The sequence below is a fragment of the Streptomyces sp. RPT161 genome (assembly GCF_027533845.1).
Classification (GTDB): domain Bacteria; phylum Actinomycetota; class Actinomycetes; order Streptomycetales; family Streptomycetaceae; genus Streptantibioticus_A; species Streptantibioticus_A silvisoli_A.
The window spans coordinates 80,603-107,289 of record NZ_JAPZVN010000011.1; the positions used below are offsets into that span (position 1 = coordinate 80,603).

The 26,687-nt window shown below is 69.9% G+C and carries 26 protein-coding genes and 2 pseudogenes; 11 read left to right on the forward strand and 17 right to left on the reverse strand.

The genetic code is table 11. From position 1 onward, the window contains the following. Positions 1 to 2: 2 nt before the first annotated feature. From O5O46_RS21765 to O5O46_RS21780, 4 genes are all read right to left on the reverse strand, one after another. Positions 3 to 800 (reverse strand): class I SAM-dependent methyltransferase, encoded by a 798-nt coding sequence (locus tag O5O46_RS21765; protein WP_269857198.1) that lies wholly within the window; start codon positions 798 to 800, stop codon positions 3 to 5. After that, positions 797 to 2,050, reverse strand: a complete 1,254-nt coding sequence (locus O5O46_RS21770; RefSeq protein WP_269857199.1) for an MAB_1171c family putative transporter — start codon at positions 2,048 to 2,050, stop codon at positions 797 to 799. The genes O5O46_RS21765 and O5O46_RS21770 overlap by 4 nt, the downstream gene beginning before the upstream one ends. Before the next feature lie 5 nt (positions 2,051 to 2,055). Further along, a complete protein-coding gene (locus tag O5O46_RS21775; protein WP_269857200.1) occupies positions 2,056 to 2,556 on the reverse strand; it encodes a hypothetical protein in 501 nt (166 codons plus the stop codon). Positions 2,557 to 2,785: 229 nt separating this feature from the next. Beyond that, positions 2,786 to 3,574, reverse strand: coding sequence for a methyltransferase domain-containing protein (locus O5O46_RS21780; protein ID WP_269857201.1), 789 nt, complete (start codon positions 3,572 to 3,574; stop codon positions 2,786 to 2,788). Positions 3,575 to 3,799: 225 nt separating this feature from the next. Here O5O46_RS21780 and O5O46_RS21785 point away from each other — a divergent pair, with 225 nt between their 5' ends. Next, complete coding sequence (locus O5O46_RS21785) at positions 3,800 to 5,902, forward strand: SpoIIE family protein phosphatase (RefSeq protein WP_269857202.1); 2,103 nt, start codon at positions 3,800 to 3,802, stop codon at positions 5,900 to 5,902. A gap of 209 nt (positions 5,903 to 6,111) precedes the next feature. On the opposite strand, the gene O5O46_RS21790 is transcribed toward O5O46_RS21785, so the two are convergent. Together O5O46_RS21790 and O5O46_RS21795 are read right to left on the reverse strand one after the other, a co-directional pair. Then, complete coding sequence (locus tag O5O46_RS21790; protein ID WP_269857203.1) at positions 6,112 to 6,678, reverse strand: TetR/AcrR family transcriptional regulator; 567 nt, start codon at positions 6,676 to 6,678, stop codon at positions 6,112 to 6,114. Between the two features lie 5 nt (positions 6,679 to 6,683). Continuing rightward, complete coding sequence (locus O5O46_RS21795) at positions 6,684 to 8,108, reverse strand: amidase (RefSeq protein WP_269857204.1); 1,425 nt, start codon at positions 8,106 to 8,108, stop codon at positions 6,684 to 6,686. Positions 8,109 to 8,165: 57 nt separating this feature from the next. Between O5O46_RS21795 and O5O46_RS21800 the strand changes: the two genes are divergently transcribed. Beyond that, positions 8,166 to 8,957 carry an SDR family NAD(P)-dependent oxidoreductase gene (locus O5O46_RS21800; protein ID WP_269857205.1) on the forward strand — a complete coding sequence of 264 codons (792 nt, stop codon included), beginning with the start codon at positions 8,166 to 8,168 and terminating at the stop codon, positions 8,955 to 8,957. Between the two features lie 261 nt (positions 8,958 to 9,218). Here O5O46_RS21800 and O5O46_RS21805 read toward each other — a convergent pair whose 3' ends face one another. Then, entirely contained in the window at positions 9,219 to 10,202 is a 984-nt protein-coding gene (locus tag O5O46_RS21805) for an NAD-dependent epimerase/dehydratase family protein (protein WP_269857206.1), read from the reverse strand. A gap of 147 nt (positions 10,203 to 10,349) precedes the next feature. On the opposite strand from O5O46_RS21805, the gene O5O46_RS21810 reads away from it, so the two are divergent. Together O5O46_RS21810 and O5O46_RS21815 are read left to right on the forward strand one after the other, a co-directional pair. Then, a complete protein-coding gene (locus tag O5O46_RS21810) occupies positions 10,350 to 10,499 on the forward strand; it encodes a hypothetical protein (protein ID WP_269857207.1) in 150 nt (49 codons plus the stop codon). Positions 10,500 to 10,607: 108 nt separating this feature from the next. Next, complete coding sequence (locus O5O46_RS21815; protein WP_269857208.1) at positions 10,608 to 11,000, forward strand: hypothetical protein; 393 nt, start codon at positions 10,608 to 10,610, stop codon at positions 10,998 to 11,000. A 59-nt stretch (positions 11,001 to 11,059) separates the two neighbouring features. Here O5O46_RS21815 and O5O46_RS21820 read toward each other — a convergent pair whose 3' ends face one another. After that, positions 11,060 to 12,016 carry a Ppx/GppA phosphatase family protein gene (locus O5O46_RS21820; RefSeq protein WP_269857209.1) on the reverse strand — a complete coding sequence of 319 codons (957 nt, stop codon included), beginning with the start codon at positions 12,014 to 12,016 and terminating at the stop codon, positions 11,060 to 11,062. A gap of 298 nt (positions 12,017 to 12,314) precedes the next feature. Further along, on the reverse strand, positions 12,315 to 12,842 hold the full coding sequence (locus tag O5O46_RS21825; protein WP_269857210.1) for a TIGR00725 family protein: 528 nt from the start codon (positions 12,840 to 12,842) through the stop codon (positions 12,315 to 12,317). A gap of 302 nt (positions 12,843 to 13,144) precedes the next feature. Between O5O46_RS21825 and O5O46_RS21830 the strand changes: the two genes are divergently transcribed. Further along, positions 13,145 to 15,331, forward strand: coding sequence for a beta-glucosidase family protein (locus tag O5O46_RS21830; protein ID WP_269857211.1), 2,187 nt, complete (start codon positions 13,145 to 13,147; stop codon positions 15,329 to 15,331). Between the two features lie 129 nt (positions 15,332 to 15,460). Here O5O46_RS21830 and O5O46_RS21835 read toward each other — a convergent pair whose 3' ends face one another. After that, a complete protein-coding gene (locus O5O46_RS21835) occupies positions 15,461 to 15,589 on the reverse strand; it encodes a hypothetical protein (protein WP_269857212.1) in 129 nt (42 codons plus the stop codon). Positions 15,590 to 15,702: 113 nt separating this feature from the next. Here O5O46_RS21835 and O5O46_RS21840 point away from each other — a divergent pair, with 113 nt between their 5' ends. Next, entirely contained in the window at positions 15,703 to 15,981 is a 279-nt protein-coding gene (locus O5O46_RS21840) for a hypothetical protein (RefSeq protein WP_269857213.1), read from the forward strand. Here O5O46_RS21840 and O5O46_RS21845 read toward each other — a convergent pair. Next, complete coding sequence (locus O5O46_RS21845) at positions 15,954 to 16,967, reverse strand: sialidase family protein (RefSeq protein ID WP_269857214.1); 1,014 nt, start codon at positions 16,965 to 16,967, stop codon at positions 15,954 to 15,956. The genes O5O46_RS21840 and O5O46_RS21845 overlap by 28 nt on opposite strands. Before the next feature lie 693 nt (positions 16,968 to 17,660). Between O5O46_RS21845 and O5O46_RS21850 the strand changes: the two genes are divergently transcribed. Further along, positions 17,661 to 17,936 carry an isoamylase early set domain-containing protein gene (locus O5O46_RS21850; RefSeq protein ID WP_269857215.1) on the forward strand — a complete coding sequence of 92 codons (276 nt, stop codon included), beginning with the start codon at positions 17,661 to 17,663 and terminating at the stop codon, positions 17,934 to 17,936. Between the two features lie 192 nt (positions 17,937 to 18,128). After that, a complete protein-coding gene (locus O5O46_RS21855; protein ID WP_269857216.1) occupies positions 18,129 to 18,878 on the forward strand; it encodes a PrsW family glutamic-type intramembrane protease in 750 nt (249 codons plus the stop codon). A 34-nt stretch (positions 18,879 to 18,912) separates the two neighbouring features. Here O5O46_RS21855 and O5O46_RS21860 read toward each other — a convergent pair whose 3' ends face one another. From O5O46_RS21860 to O5O46_RS21880, 5 genes are all read right to left on the reverse strand, one after another. Continuing rightward, positions 18,913 to 19,155, reverse strand: coding sequence for an acyl carrier protein (locus O5O46_RS21860; RefSeq protein ID WP_269857217.1), 243 nt, complete (start codon positions 19,153 to 19,155; stop codon positions 18,913 to 18,915). 429 nt (positions 19,156 to 19,584) lie between these two features. Next, the gene (locus O5O46_RS21865; RefSeq protein ID WP_269857218.1) at positions 19,585 to 20,142 is read right to left on the reverse strand and encodes a hypothetical protein; all 558 of its coding nucleotides are present in this window, start codon (positions 20,140 to 20,142) and stop codon (positions 19,585 to 19,587) included. 16 nt (positions 20,143 to 20,158) lie between these two features. Further along, positions 20,159 to 21,214, reverse strand: coding sequence for an RICIN domain-containing protein (locus tag O5O46_RS21870; protein ID WP_269857219.1), 1,056 nt, complete (start codon positions 21,212 to 21,214; stop codon positions 20,159 to 20,161). A 368-nt stretch (positions 21,215 to 21,582) separates the two neighbouring features. Next, positions 21,583 to 21,966 carry an ArsR/SmtB family transcription factor gene (locus tag O5O46_RS21875; RefSeq protein ID WP_269857220.1) on the reverse strand — a complete coding sequence of 128 codons (384 nt, stop codon included), beginning with the start codon at positions 21,964 to 21,966 and terminating at the stop codon, positions 21,583 to 21,585. A gap of 92 nt (positions 21,967 to 22,058) precedes the next feature. Beyond that, the gene (locus O5O46_RS21880) at positions 22,059 to 23,546 is read right to left on the reverse strand and encodes an LCP family protein (protein WP_443072591.1); all 1,488 of its coding nucleotides are present in this window, start codon (positions 23,544 to 23,546) and stop codon (positions 22,059 to 22,061) included. Positions 23,547 to 24,231: 685 nt separating this feature from the next. Between O5O46_RS21880 and O5O46_RS21885 the strand changes: the two are divergent. From O5O46_RS21885 to O5O46_RS35620, 3 genes and pseudogenes are all read left to right on the forward strand, one after another. Next, a pseudogene (locus O5O46_RS21885) lies at positions 24,232 to 24,730 on the forward strand (ATP-binding cassette domain-containing protein); the annotation flags it as partial. Positions 24,731 to 24,879: 149 nt separating this feature from the next. After that, positions 24,880 to 25,293: pseudogene (locus O5O46_RS35615) on the forward strand (chorismate-binding protein); the annotation flags it as partial. A 106-nt stretch (positions 25,294 to 25,399) separates the two neighbouring features. Then, entirely contained in the window at positions 25,400 to 25,714 is a 315-nt protein-coding gene (locus O5O46_RS35620; RefSeq protein ID WP_443072599.1) for a chorismate-binding protein, read from the forward strand. 9 nt (positions 25,715 to 25,723) lie between these two features. On the opposite strand, the gene O5O46_RS21895 is transcribed toward O5O46_RS35620, so the two are convergent. After that, the gene (locus tag O5O46_RS21895) at positions 25,724 to 26,617 is read right to left on the reverse strand and encodes an NADP-dependent oxidoreductase (RefSeq protein ID WP_269857223.1); all 894 of its coding nucleotides are present in this window, start codon (positions 26,615 to 26,617) and stop codon (positions 25,724 to 25,726) included. Positions 26,618 to 26,687: the final 70 nt, after the last annotated feature.

The following is a 26,687-nucleotide window of genomic DNA, read 5'->3' on the forward strand; positions in this document are numbered from 1 at the left end:
GGTCACGGCAGCCGGCGGCCCCATGCCGAGATCGTGAACTGCGGGATGTCGACGAAGGCCGGGTCATCGAGCAGTTCGAAGAACCCCTTCAGATCCGCCTCGGTGATCAGGCCGTCGGCGACCAGGGCCGGGCCCGCCTGGTTGATCAGCGGACGCCAACGGTCCTTGCCGAGCAGACCCATGCAGCCAAGGTTCCCGGTGAAGCCGACGTCCCGCAGTCCGTTGCGGGCGAGGACCGCGGGCAGGCCGCGCGCCCACGTCAGATCGGCGCCGTGCTCGCCGTACTTGCGCTCGTACGCCGCCATCAGCCGCTGGACCAGCGGGAACGGCGAGGTGTGCGCGGGGAGTTGGTAGGGGTCCTCGACCACCAGCCACCCGCCGGGCGCCAGCCAGCGCGTGGCCCGCGCGATGACCTCGTCGCGCTCCGGCAGATGGCAGAGCAGATAGCGGGCGTGGATCAGGTCGAAGCCGCCCGGCGGATACTCCTCGCGCAGTACGTCGGCCCGCCGGATCACGAGGTTGTCCGCCCGGTCGGCGTCGAGGTACCCGGTGTCGATGTCGACCGCGACCACCTGTCCGTCCGGGCAGCGCTCGGCCAGCCAGTAGGCGATGGAACCGGCGCCCGCGCCCAGTTCGAGGCAGCGCCAGGAGGGTGCGACCTCAAGGTCCTCGATGACCGCGACCGTCCGGGCGTCCACGCTGCTTTGAATGGACTCCAGCCGGTTGCGTTCGTGGGGGGAGTTCCTGCCCAACATGCCGGTGCTGTAACGGTCGTTGGCGGCGGGATTGTCGGCGTTCATGGCTCTCGCTGGATTCCTGACTGCGGCTGGGGTTCGGGCTGGAGGGTTTGCGTCATCTCCTCGCCGTATCCGTCCGGAACGGGCGTGGAGTACTCGGGACGCGCGGAACCCAGCGGAAACGACGGCAGGATTCGGCGGGCCCGGTGCACTTCCAGGAGGAAGTCGATCTCGTCGCGCAGGTCGTGTCCCCGGAAACCCGCGGAGGCCGCGGGATTGGGCAGCGGCGGGGACCCGTTCGCCTTCGCCCGGCGCGCCTCCGCCAACCAGCAGGCGACGACGGCGGGTTCGATCCGGTTCTCCGGCAGATCGCGCGTGCGGACGTACTCGCGGGCGCGTTCCACGGTCTGCGGGGTCACATGGTCACGCAGGATCAAGATGGCGTCGCGGATCTCGATGACCTCACGGTACAGCCGGAGGTACACCGACCGCGGTCCGCCGAGGGTCTCCCGGAACCTGCCGCGCGGAGAGTCCAGGGCGACGTGGGGCACGGCCCCGACGAGTTCCCGCCACAGCGGCCGCAGCCGCCACAGCGCGAGCGCGTTGCGGCCCAGCCGGTGGGCGGCGAGCAGCAGCGGAAGCGCGGTCCCGGCGGTCATCAGCCACGCGGTGACGCCGATGTTGAGCGGGAACAGCGCACCCAGCCAGGCCGGACGGGCGAGCAGGAACGCCAGTACCACGGTCCAGAAGACCGAGGACGAGATGAAACCACCGGCGAGCAGCACCAGCCCGACGCGGAAGGCCCGGTCCCGCTTCGCCTGGCGGCTGTAGCGCACGCACATCACCGCGCAGGGAATGGTTCCGGTCAGATGCGCGGCGACCAGGATCCACCAGAACAGGCTGTACCACGGCACGTACTCCGAGGTGACACAGCCCGAGTTGGGCGCGATGGTGGCGTTGAGCGCCACCAGGGCGACGGTGGTGACGGCCATCGCGCTGTACACCAGCCAGGGGCGGCGGCGGGACATGGCGGCCAGCACGAAGTCGAGGATGAGCGCGGAGCTGAAGACACCCCAGACGTTCATGAACAGCCCGCAGCTCTGGGCGAACACGAAGGTCCGGTTGAGCGCCGCGGTGACCGGGTCCAGATAGACGGTGATCGACCCGGCCAGACCCGCCACGGCGAGCAGCAGCATCCGCTGCTGGTGCGAGCGGCGGGCCGTCGGCACCCGCAGGAACACCGCCAACCACAGGGCCAGTGCGCCGGAAAGCTCAACGGCGGAACCCATGTTGTACACCGAGGCGTCGTCCATGACTCCTACTCGCGTATTCCGAGGGATACTTCGAGCTTGCCGCGCACCCCGGTGGACGGCAGCGGCGCGAGCGTTCCGGCTTTGGCCCGGATCAGGCTCGCCACGAGTTCCGCCTCCTGCTCCTGCTCCGTGGTGTAACTGGTGCGGGCCAGTATGCGGCTGATCGCCTCGGGGCTGAGGTTCGGCAGCAGCGCGGACAGCGCACCGGGATCCTCCCGGCCGCCGTTGTCATGGTGCATCAGGATGTGGCCGATTTCGTGGAGGGCGATGTGATCCCGGTGGAACCGGGTCGTCTTCTCCTCGACGTAGATCTCGTCGGCCGTGTCGGTGGAGATCACCAGTCCGCACGCATGGGCTCCGAAGCCAGTGGGCAGGCTGCGCAGCCGGATGGCACGGCCGCGCTGTAAGGAGAGGTCGTGGATGAGGCTCTCCACGGAGAACGGTCGGGGGAGGGCGAGCGTACTGACCAACGCCTGGCACTTCTTCCTGACGCGCCGTGTGGTCATGGTGCGACTATCCCCTCCAATCACCCTTTCGCCCACGGTCGGTCCGGGCCGTGGGGCACCCTCCTCTAGCCAATCAACGTCGTACGGAGGTCGTCAACAACGCTTGTCGTCGACATGCGGTCGGGCGGCGAAGCGGAACGGCGGCGCGGCGCTGTCCGAAATCCAGTGGACAGCGCGCGCCCTGATGCCCGTTCCGGTGCGGTCGATCGGTGAGTCAGGGGACGGCGGCCTAGGCGTGCCGTGCCGCGACCGCGAAGAGGCGGCGGAACGGGAAGACCGTGCCGTGCGGCCCGGCGGGGTAGGCCTCGCGCAGCAGCGCGCCGTACTCGGCGAGGAAGGCGGCCTGGTCGCCCGGGTCGGTGAGCTTGCTGAGTACGGGACGCAGCGCGGTGCCCTTGGTCCAGTCGAGGACCGGGTCGGGGCCGGTCAGCACCGTGTAGTAGGTGGTCTCCCACACATCAGCGGCGCAGCCCTCGGCCAGCAGGACCTCCAGGTATTCGGCCGGGTCGTGGACACCGGCGCGCTTGGGGTCCAGATCCAGTCTCGCGCTCCACCGCGGGCCGCTGATCAGCTCGCGGAGCAGGGTGTGGCTGGGGGCGTCGAAGTTGCCGGGGGCCTGGAAGGCGAGTACTCCGCCGGGACGCAGCGCCCGCGCCCAGCGGGGGAGCAGCTTGAGGTGGCCGGGCAGCCACTGGATCAGCGCGTTGCTGACGATCAGGTCGGGGCGGGCGGGGGCCGGATCGTACGCGGCGGCGTCGGCGAGCACGTACTGGGCGGTCGGTTCGCCGGTGGTGCGGGCGGTCTGCAGCATCTCGGCGGAGTTGTCGACGCCGGTGATGGTGGCCTGCGGCCAGTGCTCGCGCACCACGGCGGTGGAGTTGCCGGGGCCGCAGCCGAGGTCCAGGACGACGGGTTGGAAGGGCAGTTCAGGCACCCGGGCCAGCAGTTCGTGTAGCGGCCTGGTGCGCTCCTCCGCGAAGCGCAGGTACTGCTGCGGGTCCCAGTGGGGCGTGGGCATGGGCACCTCGGCTAAGTGTCTTGGCGTCAAGGTATCTCCTGTAAAGCCTCCTCGGGATTTCTCTCGAAGTCAAGATACTCGATATCGTGATACCTGACCAAGGGGTGTGTGATCGCCCCGCCCAGGAGACCATGGAATCCGAAGGCCAGAGATGGACGCGGAAGAAGGCCGTGGGTTGAAGACGGGGGACGGCCCGGATATATGCGGGCGGAGGGAGTGCCTGCGATGAGCGCAGTCGGCGGGCGGCCGGGGGACGCGGGCCGAGTGGACACGGGGTCGTCGCACCCGAGCGGGCTGATGGACCTGCTCGGCGTCGCGGCGGTGCTGCTGGACGCCGAAGGCCGCATCGTCCTGTGGAGCCCGCAGGCGCAGGCGCTGTTCGGATACACCGCGCAGGAGGCGCTCGGGCAGTACGCGGCCCCGCTGCTCGTCCACCAACAGCACCAGGACCTGGTGATCAAGCTGTTCGCCGACGTCATGGAGACCGGCGAGAGCTGGGCCGGAGCCTTTCCGGTACGGCACAGCGACGGCAGCACCCGCCTGTTGGAGTTCCGCAACATGCGGCTGCTGGACGACCTCGGCGACTTCTACGCCCTCGGGCTGGCCACCGACTCGCCGACGCTGCGCCAGGTGGAACGGGACGTCGCGCTGTCCACCCGGCTGGTCGCCCAGTCACCGATCGGGCTGGCGATCCTCGACACCGATCTGCGGTACGTGGCCGTAAACCCGGCACTGGAGCGGATACACGACCTTCCCGAGAAGGACCACCTCGGTCGGCACTACCGCGAGATCCTGCCCGCCGAGCAGTTCGATGTTCCCGAGGCCGCGATGCGGCAGGTGCTGGAAACCGGAATTCCCAGCATCGACCAGTACACCGTGGTCGCCCGCCCCCGGCCCGACTCGGGGCAGGACCACGCGTGGTCGCTCTCCTTCTACCGGCTGGAAGACCACCATGGACGCGTACTGGGCGTGGTCGACTCGGTGGTGGACGTCACCGACCGGCACCGGGCGGCCGCCGAGGCCGCCCAGGCCCGGCGCCGCCTGGCACTGATAGCCGACGGAACCGCCCGCATCGGCACCACCCTGGAAGTCGAACGCACCGCCCACGAGCTGGCCGAAGTGACCGTTCCGGAACTCGCCGACGTGGCCGCCGTCGATGTGCTCGACTCCGTACTGGACGAGCGCCGCCCGCCCAGCCGCGACGGAAAGGTGCGCTTCCGCGCCCTGGCGGTGCAGGCCGCACACCCCAGTGAGGCCGCCCAGGCCGCCGACCCACCCGGCCGCATCGCCGCCTACGCCGCCGACCGCCTGGCCACCCAGTGCGTACGCACCGGCCGACCGATCCTGGTCTCCCACGCGGACGACGGCGACCTGGCGCGCATCGCCCGCGACGGGCAGGCCGCCACGCTCCTGTCGCGCGCCGGAGTCCACTCCTACATGGCGGTTCCACTCACCGCCCGCGGCAAGGTCCTCGGCTTCCTCGGGCTGACCCGCACCCGCAACCCCCTGGCGTTCGACGAGGACGATCTCGCACTCGCCGGAGAGCTGGCCTCCCGGGCCGCCGTGTGCATCGACAACGCCCGCGCGCACCAGAGCGTGCGCATCACCGCCGAAACGTTGCAGCGCAGCCTGCTTCCGGAACTCCCACCGCACCATCCCGGTCTGGAGGTCGCCTCCCGCTACCGTCCCGCCCAGTCCACCAACGCCGTCGGCGGTGACTGGTACGACGTCGTCCCACTCGACGGCGACCGGACCGCACTCGTGGTGGGAGACGTCATGGGCAGCGGCATCGACGCCGCCACCACCATGGGGCGGCTGCGCACCGCCACCTCCACCCTCGCCGACCTCGGCCTCGACCCGGCCGAAGTGCTACGCCACCTCGACAAGATCACCCGGCGTCTCGAACACTACATCGCCACCTGCGTCTACGCCGTCTACGACCCCTTGCGTGCCGAGTGCCGCATCGCGACCGCCGGTCACCTGCCGCCCGTCCTGGTACGCCGCGGAGAGCACCCGCGGCTGCTCGACCTGCCGACCGGCACCCCGCTGGGAGTCGGCGGCGTGCCCTTCCAGACCACCACCTTCGACATCGTCGCAGGGGACCAACTCGTCCTGTACACCGACGGGTTGGTGGAAACCCGGCACGACCCCATCGATCAACGCCTCGACGCCCTGCGCCACTTGCTGGACGCGGCGGACCGTCCCCTGGAGGAGACCTGCGACCGGCTCCTCCACGCACTGCGCTCTCCCGACGACCCCGACGACGTCGCCCTGCTCATCGCCCGCACACAGCCGTACACACCCGACGCCGTGAAGGCCAGGTTCTGACATCGGCCGTGTCCGGAGCCGTCACAAGACGAACGCCAGCTGTTCGCCGCCCACTTGCCGAACCATTCACACGACCCCCGGGCCGACAGCGCGCAGAACGTGCCGATTCCCGCCGCACACGCGGCGCGGCGGGGCCTCGTCCATGCCCACTGACACCTTTCGAAAGGGCACTTCGGGTCGCTTCGCTGGAACAGCCGTGTCCCGGGGGATCAGCTGTGCTGCGCCCCGCGCGCCAGCAGCAGTAGCGCGTCGACGAGTTCCTCCGCGGGCGATCCCGTGGCCAGACTGCGCAGTTGCAGCCCGAAGACCAGGGCGACGGTACTGCTCGCCAACCGTTCGGCGTCGGGCACGCCGAGGCCGGTCAGGATCCGGGTGGCCAACCGGTCGTACGCGGCGAAGCACTGCGCAGCCGCGGCGCGCAGCCGCTCGTCGCGCCCTGCCTGGACGTAGAGCTCGAATGGTGCGATGTGCCTGCTGTCGAACTCCGTGCCCCGCGCCACCTGGCCGACCGCCGCGGCGGCCCTATCGAGGTCCATCACGTCGGTCTGGCACTGGTCGGCGAGTTCGGTGAAGCGCCGGGTCTCCTCCGCGACGAAGTGCAGCAGGCTCTCGCGCAGCAACTCGTGCTGGGTGGCGAAGTGGTAGGTGACCGAACCGAGGGAAACCCCCGCCTCCTTGGCGATGCGGCGGTTGGTGACCCCGGCGACGCCGTCCTCACCGATGATGCGCAGGACCGCATCGATGATGGACTGCCGGGTTCCGGGGGGCTTGGACATGGCGATCATTGTTCCACCGGCGTCCTGCCGGTGCTGCCGAGGGCCGGGTGCAGCCGCGACCAGCGCAGTTCGGCCTCGAGTTGGGCGGCGAGGGAGATCAGCAGTTCCTCGCCGGAGTCCGGTCCGAGCAACTGGGCGCCGACCGGTAACCCGTCCGGCGTGAGGCCCGCCGGTACGTTCACCGCGGGCCAGCCGAGTGCGTTCCAAGGCCAGGCGTAGGGGCAGGCCGCCACCATCGCAGTGTCGGTCCGCCATGCGCTCAGCCCGTCGAAGTCGCCCACGCGCGGCGGCGGAACGGCTGTGGTCGGGGTGAGCACCACGTCGTACGTGTCGTAGATGCCGCCGATCCTGCGGTGCTGGCGCGGCTCACGGCCCCTGGCGATGCCCAGCACGCGCCCGCCGAGCCTTCTACCGGTGCGCACGGTGCTGCGGGTGCGCGGGTCGAGCAGGTGGGGTACGGCGTGCCGGGCGGCGGCATCCGTCACGCCCGCCGCGGCACGGGGCACGAAGCTCAGTCCGATCAGCCCGTAGCGCGGCCTCGCCTCCTCGACGTGGTGGCCGAGGCGGGCGAGCGTCTCCGCGATGCCGGCGACGGCGCGGCGCACATCGCGGTGGACGCGCGTGCCGGTGAGGGTGAGCGGGGGCCGCCAGGCCACGGCGATGCGCAGTCGGCCCGGCTCTCGACGGCATGCCGCCGAGGCGTCGATCGGCGCGGGTCGGCTTACGTCGGTGGGGTGCGCTCCCGCCAGCACGTCCAGCAGCAGGGCCGCGTCCGCCACGGTGCGGGCCAGCGGGCCGTTGACCGTCAGGCCGTGGAAGGCATCGGTGTAGGGGTGCAGGGAGACCCGGCCGCGCTGGGGCTTGATGCCCACCAGATGCGTCCAGGCCGCGGGGATTCGGATGGAACCGCCGCCGTCGGAGCCGACCGCGGCCGGGACGAGTCCGGCGGCGACCGCCGCGGCCGAGCCGCCGGAGGAACCGCCGGGGGAGTGGGCGGTGTTCCAGGGGTTGCGGGTGGCACCGAAGGCGCCCTCGGTGAAGGGCCACTGGCCGAGTTCGCAGGCGTTGGTCTTGCCGACGATCACCGCTCCGGCCGCACGCAGCCGTCGCACCAACTCGCCGTCCGCGGACTTCGGTTGGTCCTCGCCGTCGCAGCCGAACCGTGTCGGCAGACCCGCCACGTCGGTGTCGTCCTTGACCGCGATCGGCACACCGAGCAGCGGTAACCGCTCGCCCGCGGCGAGTCTGCGGTCCGCCTCCTCCGCCTCCCGTAGCGCGGCCTCCGCGCGTACGCAGCGGAACGCGTTGATGGTGTCCTGGGTCGCCGCGATGCGTTCGAGCGAGGCCCGCACGAGGGACACGGAGGTGTCCCGGCCATCCGTCAGGGATCGGGTGCATTCGACGAGCCCGGCGAAATCGGCTGTGGACATTGCCGTTCCCCTTCCCTAACGTTCGTTCGAACGAACAGCTCTCGGGAGGCTACTCGTATGCGCATCGCAGGATCAACCGTTCTGCTGACCGGGGCCACGGGCGGCCTCGGCCAGACCATCGCCCGCGAACTCGCCGTGAGAGGTGCCAAGTTGGTGCTGACCGGACGCCGCGCGGACGCCCTGGAACCGATCGCCGCCGAGTTCGGCGCCCGCACCGTCACCGCCGATCTCGCCGACCCGGACCAGGTTGACGACCTCGCCAAGGCCTGTGCCGACACGGACATCCTGATCGCCAACGCCGCCCTCCCCTCCAGCGGCGACCTCCTTGAGTACACGCCCGCGCAGATCGACCGGGCGCTCGCCGTGAACCTCCGCACCCCCGTCATGCTGGCCCGCGCGCTCGCTCCCCGCATGGTCGACGCGGGGCGCGGGCACATCGCCATCGTCGGCTCGATCTCCGGCAAGACCGCCACCAAGTCCTCTTCGCTCTACAACGCGACCAAGTTCGGCCTGCGCGGCTTCACGCTCGGCTTCCGCCAGGACCTGCACGGTACGGGGGTCGGCGTCTCCCTCATCCAACCCGGCTTCGTCCGCGACGCGGGCATGTTCGCGGCGACGGGCGCCACGCCACCCGCCGGCATACGCACGGTTTCCCCGAGCCAGGTGGCGACGGCGGTCGTCCGAGCCGTCGAACGTGACCTGTGCGAAGTCAACGTGGCACCGGTGGAGTTGCGGTTGCTGAGCGCGTTCGCCGGACAGTTCCCCGCAATCGCGGAGCGGTTCCAGCGCGGTTCCGCCGCCGAACGGACGGTCAGCCAGATAGCGGCGGCACAGCGGGATCGGCGCTGACTGCCGGGCGTCGCCCGGAGGCTCGTGGGCGCCGCGGACGGGCGTTCCACGGCGCTGACTTGTCGCGTCTTCGGCATCGACTCGATGCCGCCCGGTACGCCCCACCCGCGGCCGACCAGCCCGGCATCTCGACGGGCTGGACGGCCTCCTGGCAGTGGTCCTCGACGAGATTCGGCCACCTGCCTTGTCACTACGCGAGCCGCGAACCGCCGTACCTCGCAGAAGGGTTCGAGCGCGGTCCTCGTCCCAGCGCCGTACGCGTCATCCCTTCAGGACCCTCGCTTCAGCTTCCGGGTCCAGTCCAACCGCTGGGCGGTCGGGGCGCTGCGGTGGTTCGCCGCCGATGCTCTGGAGCCACGCCCAGGTGTCGGCGACGGTCTCCCCGATGGGGCGGCACCGCAGGCCCGCGGCAACGGCCTTGGACACGTCGCCCTGGTGCAGGTGGTCGTGCAGTTCGCCCGGCGGCAGCCAGATCGGAAGCTGGGTCCACGGCTCGATGCCCGCCGCCGCGATGCGTTCGGGCTCCACCCACCGGAGGTCGGCATCGGCGCCGGTGACCCGGACGCAGGCCTCCAGCAGTTCACCCATCGTCGTGTGCCCGGCCGGGCTGACGAGGTTGTACGGGCCACCGAGGCCGCGTTCGACGGCGTCGAGCGTCCACGCCGCGAGATCGCGGGCGTCGATGTACTGGAGGGCCAACTCACGTGGCCCGGGCGCCAGTACGGGGCCGCCACGCGCCACCCGCCGCAGCCACCAGGGCAGTCGGCCGATGTTCTCCCATGGGCCGAGGATGAGACCGGCCCGCACCAGCAGCGCCCGGTCACCGAAGACGGCGGTCGCGGCCAACTCGCCGCCGCGCTTGGCCTGTGCGTACTCGACCTCACCGGCATCGGGCGAGCCTTCGACGAGCGGTCCGTCCTCGTCGAGCCGGGCGGCGGAGGGATAGCGGTAGACGGAGCGGCTGGACACGTACACGTACCGCTGGGCCCGGGTTGCCAGCAGCCGCGCCGCATCCCGTACGGCGGACGGCGCGCCGGTCCAGGTGTCCACGACGACGTCCCACTCGCCCCGGCCGAGCGCCGCCAGCCCGTCGGCCGCCGTACGGTCACCGCGCAACACGGCAACGCCGGGCGGTGGCTCATGGCGCCCGCGGTGGAACACCGTCACCTGGCATCCGCGTGTCAGTGCCGCGTCCACGATGGCGCGACCGACGAATTCCGTTCCACCCAGCATCAGCAGTCTCATGCGTCTGACTGTGCCCATCGGCGCCCCCGGTGTTAACCGGCCACGCTGTCAGCGAAATCGCCAAGAGCTGAAGCGGAGCCTCGCCGTCTGTCCGCCCCAGCTGGCTCGCGGGCACCGACGAGGTGTGTCTGGGAGCATTGAACGTCTATGGGTGCCTCCTTCCGCTATCCCGTCCTGGAGCCAATGCCGGATGCCGCGTCCGCCTTGGCCCGGGCCCGCGAGCTGCTGCGTGACCATGGCTCCCGGGAGCCCGACGACCCCTGGGTGGAACTCGGGGAAGTGGTCAGCGCCGAGTAACTCCGCTATGCCGTCCAGCGTTTCCGCACGGCTCGGATCGCCGGGTTCTCGACTTCGGATGTCGCGGCGGTCCGGGCGGAGCTGAATCGCCACGGAATTCCCCATGCTGTGCCCTCCCAATTCGGCGACACGATCGATGCCGAACTGCGCGCGGGGCTGGTGGACTTGTGGCCGCTGCTCGCCTCGCGGAGGATCATGCTCGGCGTGACGGGGGTGTTCCGGTTCGAGGAGTGCACAGAGGCGGACGTGGACGCCATGGTGGCGGACCTGGGACCGCTGACCTTGGACGTGCAGTGGGAGTGCCCGCTGCGGGGGCTGCCGCACGGCAAGCTGTGCGGGGTGCAACTCTGCCTCAACGGCGCCTGGAAGTGGCAGTACTCCGAGCCCCAGCCGGGAGCGTTCTGCGTCTACGTGTCGATCGGTACGCGTAACCACCACGTCGAGGACGAGTGGGTGCGCGCCTCGGGGCTGCGCCTCGGGGAGCCACTCGGCGGGTGGTGAGGGCCGACGCTCCCCGCGGCCAGCGGTGGGCCACGGCAAGGCGTTCCGGGGGCCCGTGCTCAGCTGAGCGGATCGTGGCCGCGAGGGGAGTCGCCTGTCACGCCGAGGCGTTCGAGCAGCAGTCCCTCGCGGGTGGACCAGGGGCAGATCTCGACGTACCCCACCCCGCACGCTTCCATCAGGCTCTCGGCCACCAGCGCGCCCGCCAGTGACTGCCCGGCGCGGTGCCGTGAGATACCGGGCAGCATGGCACGGCGGTCAAAGCCCATCGAGGCCAACAGTGAGATTGCGGAACGCAGTTGTTGCGCCGTCAGGTGACGGGCCCGGCGCGACGGCCTGCCCCGCCGGGCGTTGGCGAGCCGCGCTAGCTGCTCGAAGGTTTTGGAGCAGGCGAGAACACGGTCGCCTGCCACGGCCCGCGGCAGGTCGGGCGCCTCACTGAGGGACTGACGCAGGTAGTGCTTGACCTCGGCCAGGCGCCGTGTGGACGGGAGGGCGGCGCCGGTCAGCCAGTCCCGGGTGATCGTGCGGGCTCCCAACGGCAGCGAGCACACGAAGTCGGGACGGTCGCCGGTCCCTGAGGCCAGCTCCACGGTGCCGCCGCCGATGTCCAGGACCAGCATGGGCCCTGCCATGCCGCCCGCCCACCTGCGGGCGGCCACATAGGCCAGCCGCGCCTCCTCCTCGCCGGGCAGCACGCGTAGCCATGTACCTGTCTGGCGGGCCACCCGGGCGATGACCTCGTCCCGGTTGGGAGCGTCCCGGATCACGGATGTCGCGAACGCGAAGAGGTCCGGCGGGCGAAGACGCGGGTTCGCGGTCACCGCCTCGACCACCGCCCGCTGCACACTCTCAACTCCGGCCCTGCCCAGGCAGCCCCTCCGGTCGAGCGCCTCGTGCAGTCGCAGACGCACCTTGTGCGAGAAGACGGGTTCCAGCACCGCGCCCGGCCGCCAGCGCACCACAGTGAGCAGAGCGCTGTGGCACCCCACATCGAGCACCGCCGCTTGCGGCATTCCGCCACCTCCCCGGCACAGCACGATTCCGCCACCCGGACCGAGTCGACCGAGTCCCCGGAGCGTCCCGCCGCGAGCGGCCAGAATGGGGACCTGAACAGTAAGGCCCTTCCATGACCATGGTGTCACCGTTCGCGCCTACGGTGGTGAGATCACCGCGCTTCCCTGACGGAAAACAGGCGCACGGACCGGCGCGTGAACCCGGTGACGCCGGGGGAGGACAGGGCCGGGCGATGACCACCTCGGCGACGGTGGTGCGGTGCCGCTCGGCGACGGGGCGTGGGGCGTCGGCCAGCCGTCACCCGGCCGCGCCCTGCCCAGAGCCTCCATCGGCCATCCGCAGGGCCAGATCCACCGCCTCCTCGGCCGAGTCGGCCGCCGTCGGCATACCGACGGCGGCCGGTCGTGCGGGCCTGAGGTCCCAACTGTCCAACACCACTGTCGGTTTCCCCGTCCTCATCGCCAGCGAGATCTCGCTGAGCGTGCCCCAGCTTCCGCCCACCGCGATGACCGCGTCGCAGACCGCCACCACCAGACCGTTGCGCAGTTCGCCCATTCCGGTCGGCAGTGCGACGGTCAGATAGGAGTTGCCGACGGCCCGGTCCCGACCCGGCAGTAATCCGACGGCGGTTCCGCCACGGCTCTGGGCGCCCCGGCACGCGGCCTCCATGACCCCGCCGAGACCGCCGCAGACCACCACCACGCCGCGTTCCCCCAGCAGGGCGCCGATGCGCTCGGCCGCCTCCTTCTCGGCGGCCGACGCGTTCCCCGCGCCGATGACGGCCACGTAGGTTCTCTCTCGTCCCGCCGGTGAGTCTTCGGCCATCGTCGCTCCACGTTTGCGCTGCGGGATCAACCGCCTTCCAGGCCGAGTGTGACATAGCGTCAGGAGCCGCCCCGGGCCACATCGCGTTACCCCCGGCCCACTGACCGCCAAGGCGGCTCCCGCGGACGGCCGATGGGGTCGTGGCGGGATGGTCGATGAGTGGCGCTCTTGACGTCCTCGCAGTGTCGTCTTAGGTTCCCGAAACCGAAAGGTCGGATGTCCGGGTGCCGCGTGGAGGACGCCTCGCACCCGGACGACACCGAAACGACTGATCATGCGTCGCATGAGGAGAAGTAGGTGACATGTCCAGACCGAAATCCGGTGCGAGCGTCCTCGGACGCCTGGGGATGGTCGTCGCGGCGGCGCTCCCGCTGGCCATGGCGATGGTGGTGACACCGGCGGTCCCCGTATCGGCATCGTCGGGTCAGCCCTGGCGGAACGCGGGCCAGCCCCCGCAACGGCGTGCGGACGAACTGCTGGCGGCGATGACCCTGGCCGACAAGGTGAACATGCTGCACGGCGTCGCCCAGAGCCTCTCTCCGGTGCCAACCGTTGGATACCTCCCGCCGATCCCCCGACTTGGCGTGCCCGGGGTCACGATGACCGACGGCCCGGCCGGCGTACGCAACGGGCAGAAGGCGACCGAGATGCCGGCACCGATCTCCGAGGCCGCGAGTTTCGACCCCTCGGTGGCGCGGGACTACGGCGGCGTCGTCGGCACGGAGGCGCGCGACCTCGGGCAGGACCAACTCTTCGGACCGGGCATGAACATCGCGCGGGTACCCACCAACGGGCGCAACTTCGAGTACTTCAGCGAGGATCCACTGCTCTCCGGCACGATTGCGGGCTCATACGTCCGAGGTGTGCAGAGCAAGGGCGTCATCGCCACGGTCAAGCACTACGTCGCCAACAACCAGGAAACCAGCCGCCAGACGATCTCCGCGAACATCGACGACCGCACCCTGCACGAGATCTACGAGAAGAACTTCGGTATCGCCATCGCCGACGGCCACCCCGGTTCGGTGATGTGCTCCTACAACCGGGTCAACACCGTCTACTCGTGCTCGAACTCCGCGACGCTGACCACCGCGCTGCGCGGTGCGCTCGGCTTCGACGGTTACGTGGTCTCCGACTACCCGGCCACCCACGACACCACCGACGTGGCCGCCGGACTCAACGTCGAGTTGCCCACGGGCTTCCACGAGACACTGCCCGCCGTACAGGCCGCACTCGCGGCCGGGAAGATCACGCGCGCCCAGATCGACGACCGGGTACGTGAGACGCTCACCGTGCTCTTCCGCTTCGGGCTCTTCGACCGCGACACCACGGCGACCTCACCCATCGACCAGAACGCGGACAACGCCGTCGCCCAACGCGTCGAGGAGCGCAGCGCGGTCCTGCTCAAGAACGACGACGTCCTGCCGCTGTCCGGCGGGGCGGGCAGCGTCGCCGTCATCGGAGCCACAGCGAAGAACTCCGCGCAGGGCGGCGGCAGCAGTCAGGTCACCCCGCTCTCCGTCGACAACGCCTACGACGCCATCACCACTCGCGCCGCCAGCGGTGTGAAGGTGACCTACGCCGACGGATCCGACCTGAGCCAGGCCGCGAACACGGCGAAGGCGGCGAAAACCGCGCTTGTCTTCGTACGCGACCGCTCCTCCGAAGGCTCCGATCGCACCAGCCTCACGCTGCCCGACAACCAGGACGCGCTCATCTCCGCTGTCGCCGCCGCCAACGCACGCACCGTGGTGGTCCTGGAGACCGGAGCACCGGCGCTGATGCCGTGGCTGCCGAAGGTCGCGGGCGTGCTGGAGGCGTGGTATCCCGGCGCCCGCGGCGGCGCCGCCATCGCCCGCCTGCTGTTCGGCGACGTCAGTCCCTCGGGCAGACTGCCGCAGACCTGGCCCGCCCGCGAACGCGATGTCCCGGCCAACACCGCGCGGCAGTACCCCGGGGTCAACGGCGAGGAGAGCTACTCCGAAGGCGTCGACGTCGGGTACCGCTGGTACGACGCGCGGGGCGTCACACCGCTGTTCCCCTTTGGATACGGCCTGTCGTACACCTCGTTCGCCTACTCCCACCTCGCCCTCGGCCACCGCAGCGGCACCTCCGGCGACCCGGTGACGGTCTCGTTCGACATCACCAACACCGGCACCCGCACCGGCGCCGAGGCGCCGCAGGTCTACGTGAGCAAGCCGCACACCTTCGTGCCCTCGCCGCCGAGAGAACTCGGCGCCTTCGGCAAGGTCACCCTGCGGCCCGGTGAGACCCGGCGCGTCACGTTGAAGGTGAGCCCGCGCGAACTGTCGTACTGGGACTCCGGCGCGCAGGCGTTCACCGTGCAGGACGGAACCTATGAAGTCGCCGTTGGCGGCTCGTCCCGCTCACTGCCGCTCATCGCGCACTACACCGTCAACCGCACGGCCGAAGGGCTGGACGGTCACCCCAGCGTGGACCACACGGTTCGCCCCGAGTACCGGGCGCCCTGAGCCTCGTTCGCTGGTGAGGCCGACACCGTCGGCCTCAGCAACAACACCAATCCCGCACTTGCTGACGCTTCTTCCACGCACAGGCGCTCGCCGCCGAGGGTTCCAAGCCGGTGGCGGCGCAGCAGGCCGTCACCTGGGGGTGAGTTCGGCCATTTCGGACCACTCGGTGCCGGTCGTCTCGACGTGGATGATGTCCGGCTTCTCCGCGATCACCTCGGGCATCCACGCCATGGCGGTCCTGAAGTGCTCGGAGTTCACGTGCGCTTCGCCCGCTGAGGGGGAGGCGAACGCCTCTCACCACGCTGACCGGTCTGCGTGAGTTCGCACTCTTCCAGGAGTACCTGCGGGCCTGCCGGCAAAGCAGCGGCATCGTGCTCGCCCTCAACAACGACGTGGTGATGATGAACGACCACGCCCGCCAGGTCCTCTCCGCCCCGGATCAGGCAGCGCTGCTCGCCGCCGCCGCCGAGGCGATGATGGGCAGCAAACGCGCCGCCATCGCGAGTACGGCATCGACCTCGCGCAGTAGCCGTGCGAACCACCGGTCACCGCCGCTCGGACACTGCGGCATGACGAGCGTCATCGCCCGTGCGACGCTTGTGCAGCGGGCTGCGGGCGCGGTCTATCGGCTGGATGCCCCTGTGCCGTAGTAGGCCCTGCAAATCCCGGCCTCATCACGCGTGGTGATCTCCAGGACCTGATTCCCGTTGTTGCCGACCGGGAGCAGCGCAGGGCTGTAGTTGGTGCACGGGCCCACCTTCCGGTTGTTTTCGGGAGCCGAAACGGGAGCTGGGATCACCGACCATGAACCCGCACCTGCCGAGCCGTTGACCAGCAGTACCGCACCGTTGCCGGGGGCCGGCGAACCGTCGGGGTTGTCATAGGCCAGGCTGGCCAGCAGGATCCGTCCGTCCGGGGTGACCGTGAATTTCGGCGTGTGCTCCGGAATCCGGCCATTCGGTCCGACGACCTCGGCGCCGGGCGTGGCCGGGTTTCCCCAGTCGCTACCGTCGGCGGAGACCCGGTAACGCACCGGACAGTCTGGGCCCTGGGTGCTGCACAGTTCGTAGGTCATGAAGTACTGGCCGCTGGGAAGCCGATGAACCACCGCCATTCCAGGGCGGGCAGAGTGATCAGGCAGTGCCACCACCTGCTGTTTCGGTCCCCAGTGGACACCGTCCGTGGAAACGGTCCGTGCCAGCAACTGGCTGTGGGCGGTGTCGGATTCGTCTGAGAAGTAGCAGATCAGCTGTCCGGAGGCGTCGACGGAGAACGACGGTTCCCACACGCCCCCCTGGTTCGGCGACGTGTAGGCAGTGGACAGCAAGGTCCAGCTGTGGCCGTGGTCCTCGCTACGCCAAACCGGAAGCGACATGGGACGTGCGTTGGCGTTCTTGGCACCCGCCCACAGCAGGGTGCCGGCGGGCAACGCTCCGATTTGGCGGGGCAGTTCGAACAGACTGGTGCAGCACAGGTTCTTCGACGTCGCCCCGGGGGCGAGCGTCGCGATGCGGGAGAAGGTCCTGCCTTCGTTGGTGCTCGCGAAGACCGGGTCCTCAGCGCGGTGGTCGACATAGCTGGTGTAGGTGGCGATGATCGTTCCGTTGGCATTTCCGGAATGCTGCAGCCGGATCATCCACGGGTACTGTGCGCCCTGCTTTCCCAACGGCTCGACGGACTGCTGTGATTGGGCCACCGCCGCTTTGTCGGAAGCCAGTGGCCCCGACGATCTGCCCGCGCCGTGCACGGCACCGTGAATTCCTGTGAACACCCCGGCGACAACAGCTACCAGTACCGTCACTCCGGCGGCCAGGAGAAGCGATCTCCGCATTGATTCCCCTTACAGGTGGTCAAACACCAGGCTACTGATCACAGCGGTCGCCTCGCAGCGGACCGCACGAACGGGTACAGCTTCCGCGCAGAACCTCCATTTGCTCTGCGGTCCCGCGCGGCCGTGGACGCACTGGGCACAGCGAACATGGCCATCGGGCTGACGGTGCTGGGCAAGCGTCGCAAACTGGTCCGGGCGATGCTGAGGAACTCCCGCTGAGGAACTCCCGTACCCGCCTGATCGCGCTGGCGCTGGCCGGGGCCCGCCTCGGTGCGCATAACGGTGCCAGCTCCGCCGCAGTCGTGGGGCGGTGAGCGATGGGCTGAGACGGCTGATCGAGGTAGGGCTCGCCGCGTAGTGGCGGCGACCCGCAGGGGGAGTGATGCGGCCGGACGGTTGACAGCGGGACCCGTGTGGTCGAGTGCCACGCGCGTTGGACGCCCGCGCGGGCGAGGATCGGCTGGCATGCCCCACCCGAACGCCCAAGGAGTGATCCCGATGTTGGAGCGCACCCGGAACAAGAAGCACACCGAGGTCACCTTCGTCCTTCCCGCCGACCATCCGGCGGGAGAGGTCAGTGTGGTCGGTGACTTCAACGACTGGCGGCCCGGCACCCACGCGCTGATGCCGCGACCGGACGGTAGCCGCGCGGTCAAGGTCACCTTGCCGGTCGGCCAGCAGGTGGGCTTCCGCTACCTCGCGCACGGCGACTACTGGTTCGACGAGGACGACGCCGACAGCCACGACGGCCGCAACAGCATCCTGCACACCTGACGCCCGGTGCGCCGGGCATGGTGACCGGAGCGTGCCAGGCACTCATGTTCCCGCGGACCAGCCCGGTCGGCCGGTGCCGCATGTCCCGCAGTCGCCGCCGCTCACCCGCTACGACGCGTCGCACCCCCGCTTCGGGGTAGAAGCGCTGAGTGGCGGGCCCGGCTGGGCGGTGGCGGACGGGAGGTGGCGCGGATGACTGTTGCACGCCTGGGTTGGCTGGGCGCCCTGGTGATCGGGACGGTGCTGTTCATCGCGGACGAACGGGCCATGGTGGACACGGCGAACCCCAACTTCGTGCCCTCGGTGATCCTGCTCGGCGCCGCAGTGGTGCCGACGGCGTTCGTGCTCTTCGTGGCGGAGCGGCGGTTGCCCTACGACGTACCGCCGACCGTGGTGTTCGTTACCGCCCTGCTGGGCGGGGTGGTCGGCACGGTGGTGGCAGGCTTCTTGGAGTACCACACGCTGCTGCGGCTGGGCGTGCTGCCGATGCTTGCGGTCGCGGTGATCGAGGAGGCCGCGAAGCTGCTGGTGCCGCTCGCCGTGCTGCTGCTCACCCGCTACCGCCAGCCCGCGGACGGGGTGCTGATCGGCGTCGCCTCGGGAGCCGGCTTCGCGGCGCTGGAGACCATGGGCTACGCCTTCGTCGCGCTGGTGCGCAGCCACGGCAGCGTCACGGCGCTGGAGGACATCCTGGTGCTGCGGGGGCTGCTGGCGCCAGCCGGGCATATGGCCTGGACGGGGGCGACTGCCGCCGCATTGTGGACGGCCCGGCTCACCGGCCGCTGGCTGCGCTTCCTGCTGGTCTTCGTGGTTGCCGTGCTGCTGCACACGGCCTGGGACAGCATCGGCACGCTGACCGGCTATGTGGTGATCGCGGCGGTGAGCTTGGTGATGCTGGGCGTCCTCACCCACCGCACGGCCGCCGCCCCACGCGTGCCGTAGCGGGGGCGGACCGCACGGGCGGCCGGCCTCGGGCTCAGGTCGTGGCCGGTCCACCCTCCGCGGTGCCGGACAGTGCCTTCAGGTAGCGGTGGCAGGTCGCCGCTCGCTGAGAGTCCTCCTGCATCACCTGGCGGAAGAAGTCCGCGATCTCCTTCTTGCCGGCGTTCTCGGCATCCCGCACGTACTGTCCGTAGTCGTGCCCCGCTTTCAGCGAGTGGTACTGCACGGACACCAGGTCGTAGAAGAGGTCACCGAAACCCGTCTCACCAGTCGCCATGACCGATCCTCTCGCTCTCGTGTGTGCCTATCTACTGCGCGGGTTCCCCGCGCGGTCACCGGAAAACCGCCGACGCTGACCACACCCTCGGCCTCGTCAGTCCTCGTCGCGCGACGAAAACGGCGCGACCCCGGCTCGCCTCCCGCCCTCCGTCCCGTCCGCGGGGCACTGTCCTCGGCGGACCAGCGGCGCTGAAGTGCGGGGCCGTCGGATGTCAGGAGGCGTGGCATGGGCGGCTTCGATCCTGTGACCGACCACGCGAGGTGCCGCGCGGCGCTACGGGTCACGGTCGCCATGGCGGACGCCAAAAGCCAAAGGCAAGGGTCGGGCGGTGCGGGGGAGTTACCCCCCGGCCCACCCGACCCCGTTGTCGGCCTTTCCCTCTCTTCCCCCGCGAGCACGCTGCTGGGAAAGGACATCACCTGGCGGCTAGGGGTGTAGCCCGCACTTGCCGAACCCGAGCATCAGTCCGCCGAACGCGCCCAACGCCGCGCCTTCCCCTCCCGTCTCAATGGTGGCGACACCTCCCAGGAGCGCTCCCTCGATCACCTGCTGATTCATGCATTTGCGCCACTTCGCCTTCGGATCGTCATCGTTGGCAGCGCGCGGAAGCAGCGACGCCGGAGCGGCGAGGGAGGTGGTCCCCGGGCTCATCGTCCCCTCGATACTGCCCCCTGGCGGCGCACCCTGAATCGTCTGCACGACCGTGTTGCCGGTGACGGACCAGGTGATGAGGTGGATGTTGCCGCTGGTGTCCTCCACCTCTCCCGGCACTACGGTGCCGAGGGTGCGTCCCGCGTCATCGGTGACCTTCGCCCCGTAGCCGTAGGGCGCGACGTGGGTACCGGGCGGCGGGGCGAACGTACGGGTGACAGTGACCGCCCATTTGTCGGCGCCCTGGGAGTCCGCGTGGGCGGTCGTGGTGAGGGACGCGGATGCGGCGAGGGCGCAGACGACAGCGGACAGGGCACGCAGACGCGGCGTCATCAGAGTCCTCCCTCTTTCATGCGCTGGGCGGGGTCGGGCCGGTGTGGGCGATGTACATCGTCGACCCGGCCGGGGAGTTGACGACCGGAACCGTAACGGTGCCGTCCGCCTTCCACGGGAAGTTGCCGAGGTCGAAGGTCCACGTTCCGGTCACCTTCTTCGCCACCGTCGCGAAGTCGACCCAGCCGTACTGCTTGGGCGGGACCGTGACCATCACGCCGTTGATCGTGGTGTCGTCGGACTGGTAGACGGTGGTCGACTGCAACTGCGAGGAGATCATGGCCTGCACCGGAGCGGAGACACCCACGGAGGTGGAGACGCCGGCGGAAATGCTCTGCGACCATCCGCTGTGGTAGATCGTGGTGAAGACCTGGTGCACGGTGTCGGAGGTGTCGTTGTACCACACCGATGACGCCTTCTCCCTTGGCAGCGCCTCCGGGGCGCCTTCCGACGTCTCCGTCCAGGTGCAGGTGGAGGTGTTGGTGGAGCACAGGTTCTGGTAGTACTCGATGGCGAGTTTCATCGCTTCCGGCGTCTTCGATGCCGGGACGGACCACTCCTGCGCCGAGGTGCCGTTACAGCCGTATGGCTGCGTCCAGGCGTCCGAGTAGGAGGCACCGAGGATGATGTCGAGGCAGTAGTTGTTGTCGGTACGCACCAGCGTGAACGTGTTCGCCTTGCCGGTCACCGGGCGGAAGTGCCACTCCTCGCCCGGCTTCCCGCACGCCTGCTGGCGCAGGGGAACGGTGGAGTACAAGCACTTGCCGGTGGTGTTGTTGGCGACCTGGAACTCGCCGTGCCCCAGGGAGATGAGGCGCCAACTCTGGGCGTAACCGGGTGTGTTGTTCGCGACGATGATGGCGCCGTCGTCCCGGGTCCCGTTCTGCACGTCCAGCATCCGGCCGTTGGCGGTGGCGAACGTCCACGCGTCATCGTCGGCCGCGGGCGCCGCGTGAGCAGTCGCGCCGCCCGCTTGGGCCGCGTAGCTTGCGCCAGCGCCGGTGACGAGCACTAACAGGGCGATGAACAGTGCCGCTATGAGGTGGCGGGCACGTCTGTGATGTCTTGGCATCTCGACCTTCTGTGATTGGCCTGTGAACGTCCTGTCGCGGGCAGCGATCCTTCGTGGATCCGGGGTACGCCTCCCGCTTCCTGATGAGCTTTGACGTGGAAATCGCCGCAGGATGGTTGCGGTCCCCGTTCCACGAGCCTAGGAGGTTCCATGAAATCGCCATGAAAACAAGGCCGTTCCTGGGCAATCGCCGCATCACCTCGCCCTGTGCGGTTGCCTGCCGCACCGTCGGCCACGGCTGGGTCTGTCTGTACTGGCCGCCCACGCAAACAGGCCGCGCGTCCTGATGGTCCCCTGTCCAAGAGAAGGGACAGACAACGGCTCTGGCGCGTGGTGTTTTGGGCACTGTCGGACGGGTCGTTAGGAGGTCAACCCGTGCGTCGGCCCAGGGATTTCACGAGCGGGGCCGTCCAAGGCGGCCCGGCCGGTTCCGCTGCCGGGTGGGGGGAGAACCGTTCGATCATCAGGACCGCCATCGCGTCGATGGAGCGATCGCTGAGTGCGTAGACGTGGTTGCGGCCTTCGCGGCGCACCCGCACGATCCCGGCGAGCTTGAGTTTCGCCAGGTGCTGGCTGACCGCCTGTGGGGTGCAGCCCACTCGGCGGGTCAGCTCGGACACACCGCACTCTCGCTGGGTGAGCGCCCACACGATGTGCAGCCGCACGGCGGAGCTCAGCATGGCGAAGGCGGCAGCGGCCATCTCCAAGGCCTGAGTCGGCGGATCCTCGCCTCTCCCACCGGCTGCTGTCATCTGTCCCGGTTTCCTTCCACCGTGGTCTTGTGCGCTGTACGTGCGCTCAGCCCTGCCGGACGGCACCTGGCGGGCGTCGTTGTCAGAGCTGGTCAGGGTGCCGAGTCACGGACGTTGGGGCTGTCGGCGTAGGCCTGGGTCGGTGTCATGGCGACGCCGTTGACTTCCACCGTGGCGTAGGTGCTGACCTGTGCGCACTCCTTCTGATCGCCGGTCTGGGCGTTGGCTCCGGCGACGGCGGCCTTGGTGTCGGCCGGGGCCGGTTTCGACGAGCCGCCTCCTCCGGCTGCGAAGGTGGTGCCGCTGCTCCAGTCGCTGCCGACGACGACGGTGACGTTGCTGACGCTGCTGTCCTCCCGCAGGCGGCTGCTGGGTATCCGCAGCGCGCGGGCGACGGCCTGGGCCTCGGCCTGCTGGCCGGACGCGTAGTGGATCGAGGTGGTCGCGGCCGGGGCGGGGGCGTTGCGGGATCCGCTGTCGGAACTGAAGCCCTGGTTGATGAGGTACTGAGCGATGTCGGATGCCCGGCCGGTGATGCCGCTGGCGTTGTTCACCCGGACGGTGATCTGGGAGTCGGGGATGGCGGCCTGCGTGGGGCTGGGAGTGGCGGTGGCCGTCGAGGTCGCCTGGGCGTCCGCGGCCGACTTGCCGCCGCTGCTCGTCGTCAGGGACTGGTCGTTGCTGATCGCGTTCAGCAGGTTGTGCGCGGCAGGGGACATCACCACCCGGTTCTTGTCGGTCGGGTCCTGCATGGTCTGCATGGTGGCGAAGGTGATCCGGTTGGACGGCACCTTGTTCAAGTCGTTGGCCAGACCGAGGAGTTTGGTGATGCTGTTCAACCCGTCGTCGACGGTCAGCGCCTTGGTCGCCGCGTCCGCCAGCCCGTACAGGGCCGAGGGGTCGGTCAGCGTGCCCGCGCTCTTGAGGGTACGGACCATGGACGACAGGTACATGTGCTGGGCGACGGTACGCCCGAGGTCGCTGCCGTCGCCGAAGCCGTGCCGGGAGCGCAGGAACTCCAGCGCGGAGACGCCCTTGAGCGTGTGCGTGCCCTTGGCCAGCTTCAGGTGCGAGTAGGTGTCGTAGACGTTGTTGTCGACGCAGATCGGAACGCCGCCGATGGCGTCCGACATGCTCACCACACCCCCGAAGTCGATCATCATGAAGTGGTCGATCGGGATCCCGGTGAGCTGGTGGACGGCCGCGACCTGGCAGGCAGGTCCGTACGCGAGCGCGCTGTTGACCATGCCGGTCTGGGCGGGCACCGCCTTGCCGGTGCTCGGGTCCTTGCATGCCGGCAGCTGGGTCACTGTGTCGCGGGGCACGCTCATCACCGTGGCGTTGGAGCGGTCGGCGGAGACGTGCATGACCATCTCGACGTCCGCATTGCTGGGACCGCCGCCACAATCGCCACCGAGCTGGCAGTCCTGCGCCGAGGAACGCGTGTCGGAACCGATCACCAGGACATTGATCGGCGTGCGCCCGAACGCATCCGCCTTCTCCGTCCCGGCGCCGGATATCGCCACGCTCTTGATGTTGCCGTTCAGGTGCTCGTAGAGCACCGCGCCCGTCGCGGCCACGATCAGCACGAGTGCGGACGCGGTGATCGCGATGGTCTTGCCTACTCTGCGCTTCCTGCGCCGCGACCGGTCGCGGCCACGGCCGGCCGCCCTGCGACCGGATGCCCGGCGTCCGGCTCGCGACGCATCCTGTGCTCGTGCGGCCCGTCGGCCCGGCCGTGTGCCGGCCGGGACGGCGTCGTCCACTTCCGAAGCCCCCCGGCTGTGCGATGCGGTCATCCCTCACCCTTATGCGGTTTGCGCCGGGCCGTTCCGGCGGGTGTCCGTGCGGACCGGGGCGCACGGACGGCGTGCGGCCCCGTGCAACCTCGGTCAACCAGACGAGCAGCCTTGCCCAAAGGTTGCAGGATTGCGCAAGCTAACAACTGTCTATGAGAAAAGCATGAATAGGGCCTGGCCCCGTCTGGCACAGCGCTCGGCCTCACGCCCGGGGCGCGGCGAGACGTCGGGGCGGCCTCGCGTGATGTCGGGCCGACACGGCCGGAGAATACGCCCAGGACATTGGCGATCCGGCCTCAGGGCCCGGTTAAGTGGGCTCACGTGCCCCGCACTTCTCGCGGTATGGGCGCGCCCGCGCGGACCGATCGCGATACGGCCGCTGGCGCGGTCCGCCATGCCAGGGCCATCGCCGCCTACGGTGTGCGGCCCGTCCGGTGCGGGCAGGACGGTGGCAATGCTGCTGGCCCGGCTCGGCAGTCCCGAGGCCACCGACGAACAACTGCGTCACGCGGCCGGTCTCGCAGGCCTCGACGGCGTGGTGGCCGAGCTGCCGGACGGCTGGGACACCCGTGTCGGCGAAAGCGCTCTCCGGTGGCCAGCGGCAACGTATCTCCGTGGCTCGCGCGATCCTGAAGGACGCACCGACCCTCGTACTCGACGAGGCCACTGCCGCGCTGGATCCGGAGAACGAGAGCGTCGTGGACGCGACCGTGCCCCGCCCTGGCCGGGCGGAAAGCGCTGCTGGTGATCGCGCACAGACCTCGTACCGTCCAGGCCGCCGACCAGATCCTCGTCCTGGAAGACGGCCGGATCACCGAGCGCGGCACGCATCCTGAACTGCTGGCGGCGGGCGGCAGGTACGCGAATTCTGGCGGCAGCGCACCCAGGCGGAAGGCTGGCGTCTGACGACTGCGAACCGGGCGAGCTGGTGCACTTGTTCGTGCCGAGCGTGGATGTGGCCCTGAGCGAGGGGAGAGCAACGGCCCAGGCGCACACGGCGAGTTGGCTGAGGAGGGCGACGGACCTCCTGACCGCACCGGTCTCAGCCCCGGCGGCCTGGGAGCGAACGGACGGCGACGTGACAGCCGCGGACCCGTACGACTACCGCAAGGCGGTGGCCGCGACGATCGCGGACATCAAGGCGGGACGCCTGGACAAGGCCGTCCTGCCCCGGCCCGTGATCCTCACCGGCGGGCCCGTGGGCCTACCCGCGACCTACCTGGCCGGCCGCAGGGTCAACACCCCGTCCGTTCCTTCCTTTTGGGCCTGGGTGGCTGGCTGGCAGGCAGCGGACTCCAGCCCGGAGACCGTCGTCGAGGCGGAGCGGGAAGGCAGGGTCGCCACCCAGCCACTGGCGGGCACGCGCGCCCTGGGCACGGACGCGGCGGAAAACGAGCGCCTGCGGCGGGAGTTGCTGGCCGACCCGAAGGAGGTGCACGAGCACGCCGTCTCCGTACGGCTGGCCTGCCAGGAAGTCACGGACGTCTGCCGTCCCGGCTCGGTGGTCGTGGAGGAATTCATGGACGCCAAGGAACGCGGATCCGTCCAGCACCTGGCCTCGCGCGTGAGCGGTCTGCTGCGGGAGGGCCAAGGCCCCCTGGGACGCGTTCAGGGTGCTGTTCCCCGCGGGTACGGTGACGGGCGCACCGAAGGGGGAGGCCCTGGCGGCGCTGTCCCGGTACGAGGAGGCGCCGCGAGGCTTGTACGGCGGCGCTGTGATCACGGCAGACACGGAAGGTGTCGTGGACGCGGCACTGGTCCTGCGGACGGTTTTCCACCACGATGGGCGAACGTGGCTCAGAGCGGGCCGCGGGAGTCATGGCAGGGTCGACTCCGAACAGGGGGTTCGAGGTAACTCGGGAGAAGCTCCGCAGCATCGCCCCCCACATCCGCCACCGGCGACAAGTCCGCCCGCCGCACGGGTGTGTCGGTCCCACGCCACACGCTGACCTGGAGTCCTAGACGACCACGACCCGGCGCCCGCGCGTGTGACCGGCGTGGCTGTCGATGTGCGCCGCCGTGGCCTCGGCGAGCGTGTACGACTTCTCGACCGGGATGTGGAGCTTTCCCCGCGAGATGAGGCCGGCGGCCTCAGCGAGCGCTTCCGGCATGCTCCCGGCCACGCCGGAGAATCGGACACCGAACTCCGGCGCGGCGAGATCGGCGATGGAGATCACCTTCTGCGGATCCCCGGTCAGCTCGACGAGCTCACGGATCACGCCCGAGCCGGCCAGATCGAGAGCCGCGTCGACGTGGCCGAGCTGCCGCACCCGCTCGACCCAGCCCTCGCCGTACGTCGTGGCGATGGCGCCCAGGCCCCGCAGATAGTCCTGGTTCGCGGCCCCAGCCGTGCCGATCACCGTGATGCCGCGGTCGCGGGCGATCTGCAGCACCGCCGATCCGACTCCGCCGGACGCACCGCTGACCAGCAGCGTCTGCCCGGACCGCACACCGACCTGGCGGATGACGCGCAGCGCGGTCTCCACCACGGAGGGGTACCCGGCCGCCTCTTCGAACGTCAACCCATCGGGCATACGGGCCCAGGCCGACAGCACGGCGAACTCGGCATAGGTGCTTGAGCCTTCGCCGAAGACGTGGTCGCCGACCTCGACCCCGTCGACGCCCTCGCCGACCTCGTCCACCACCCCGGCGGCATCCTGTCCGACCCCGGCGGGCAACTCGATGGGATGGACCTTCTGGAACTGGCCTTCACGGATCCTCCAGTCGACGGGGTTCACGCCCGCCGCCCGCACGGCGATGCGTACCTGGCCGGGGCCCGCGTGGGGCTCCTCGGCGTCTACGAGTTGCAGAACGTCCGGACCGCCGAACTCGGCGAAGCTCACCTTCTTCATGCGGCCGACCGTAGCACTAACGGTTAGTGTTTCGAAACAGTTCCGTCTTTGTGTCTGATAGCGTCAGGCC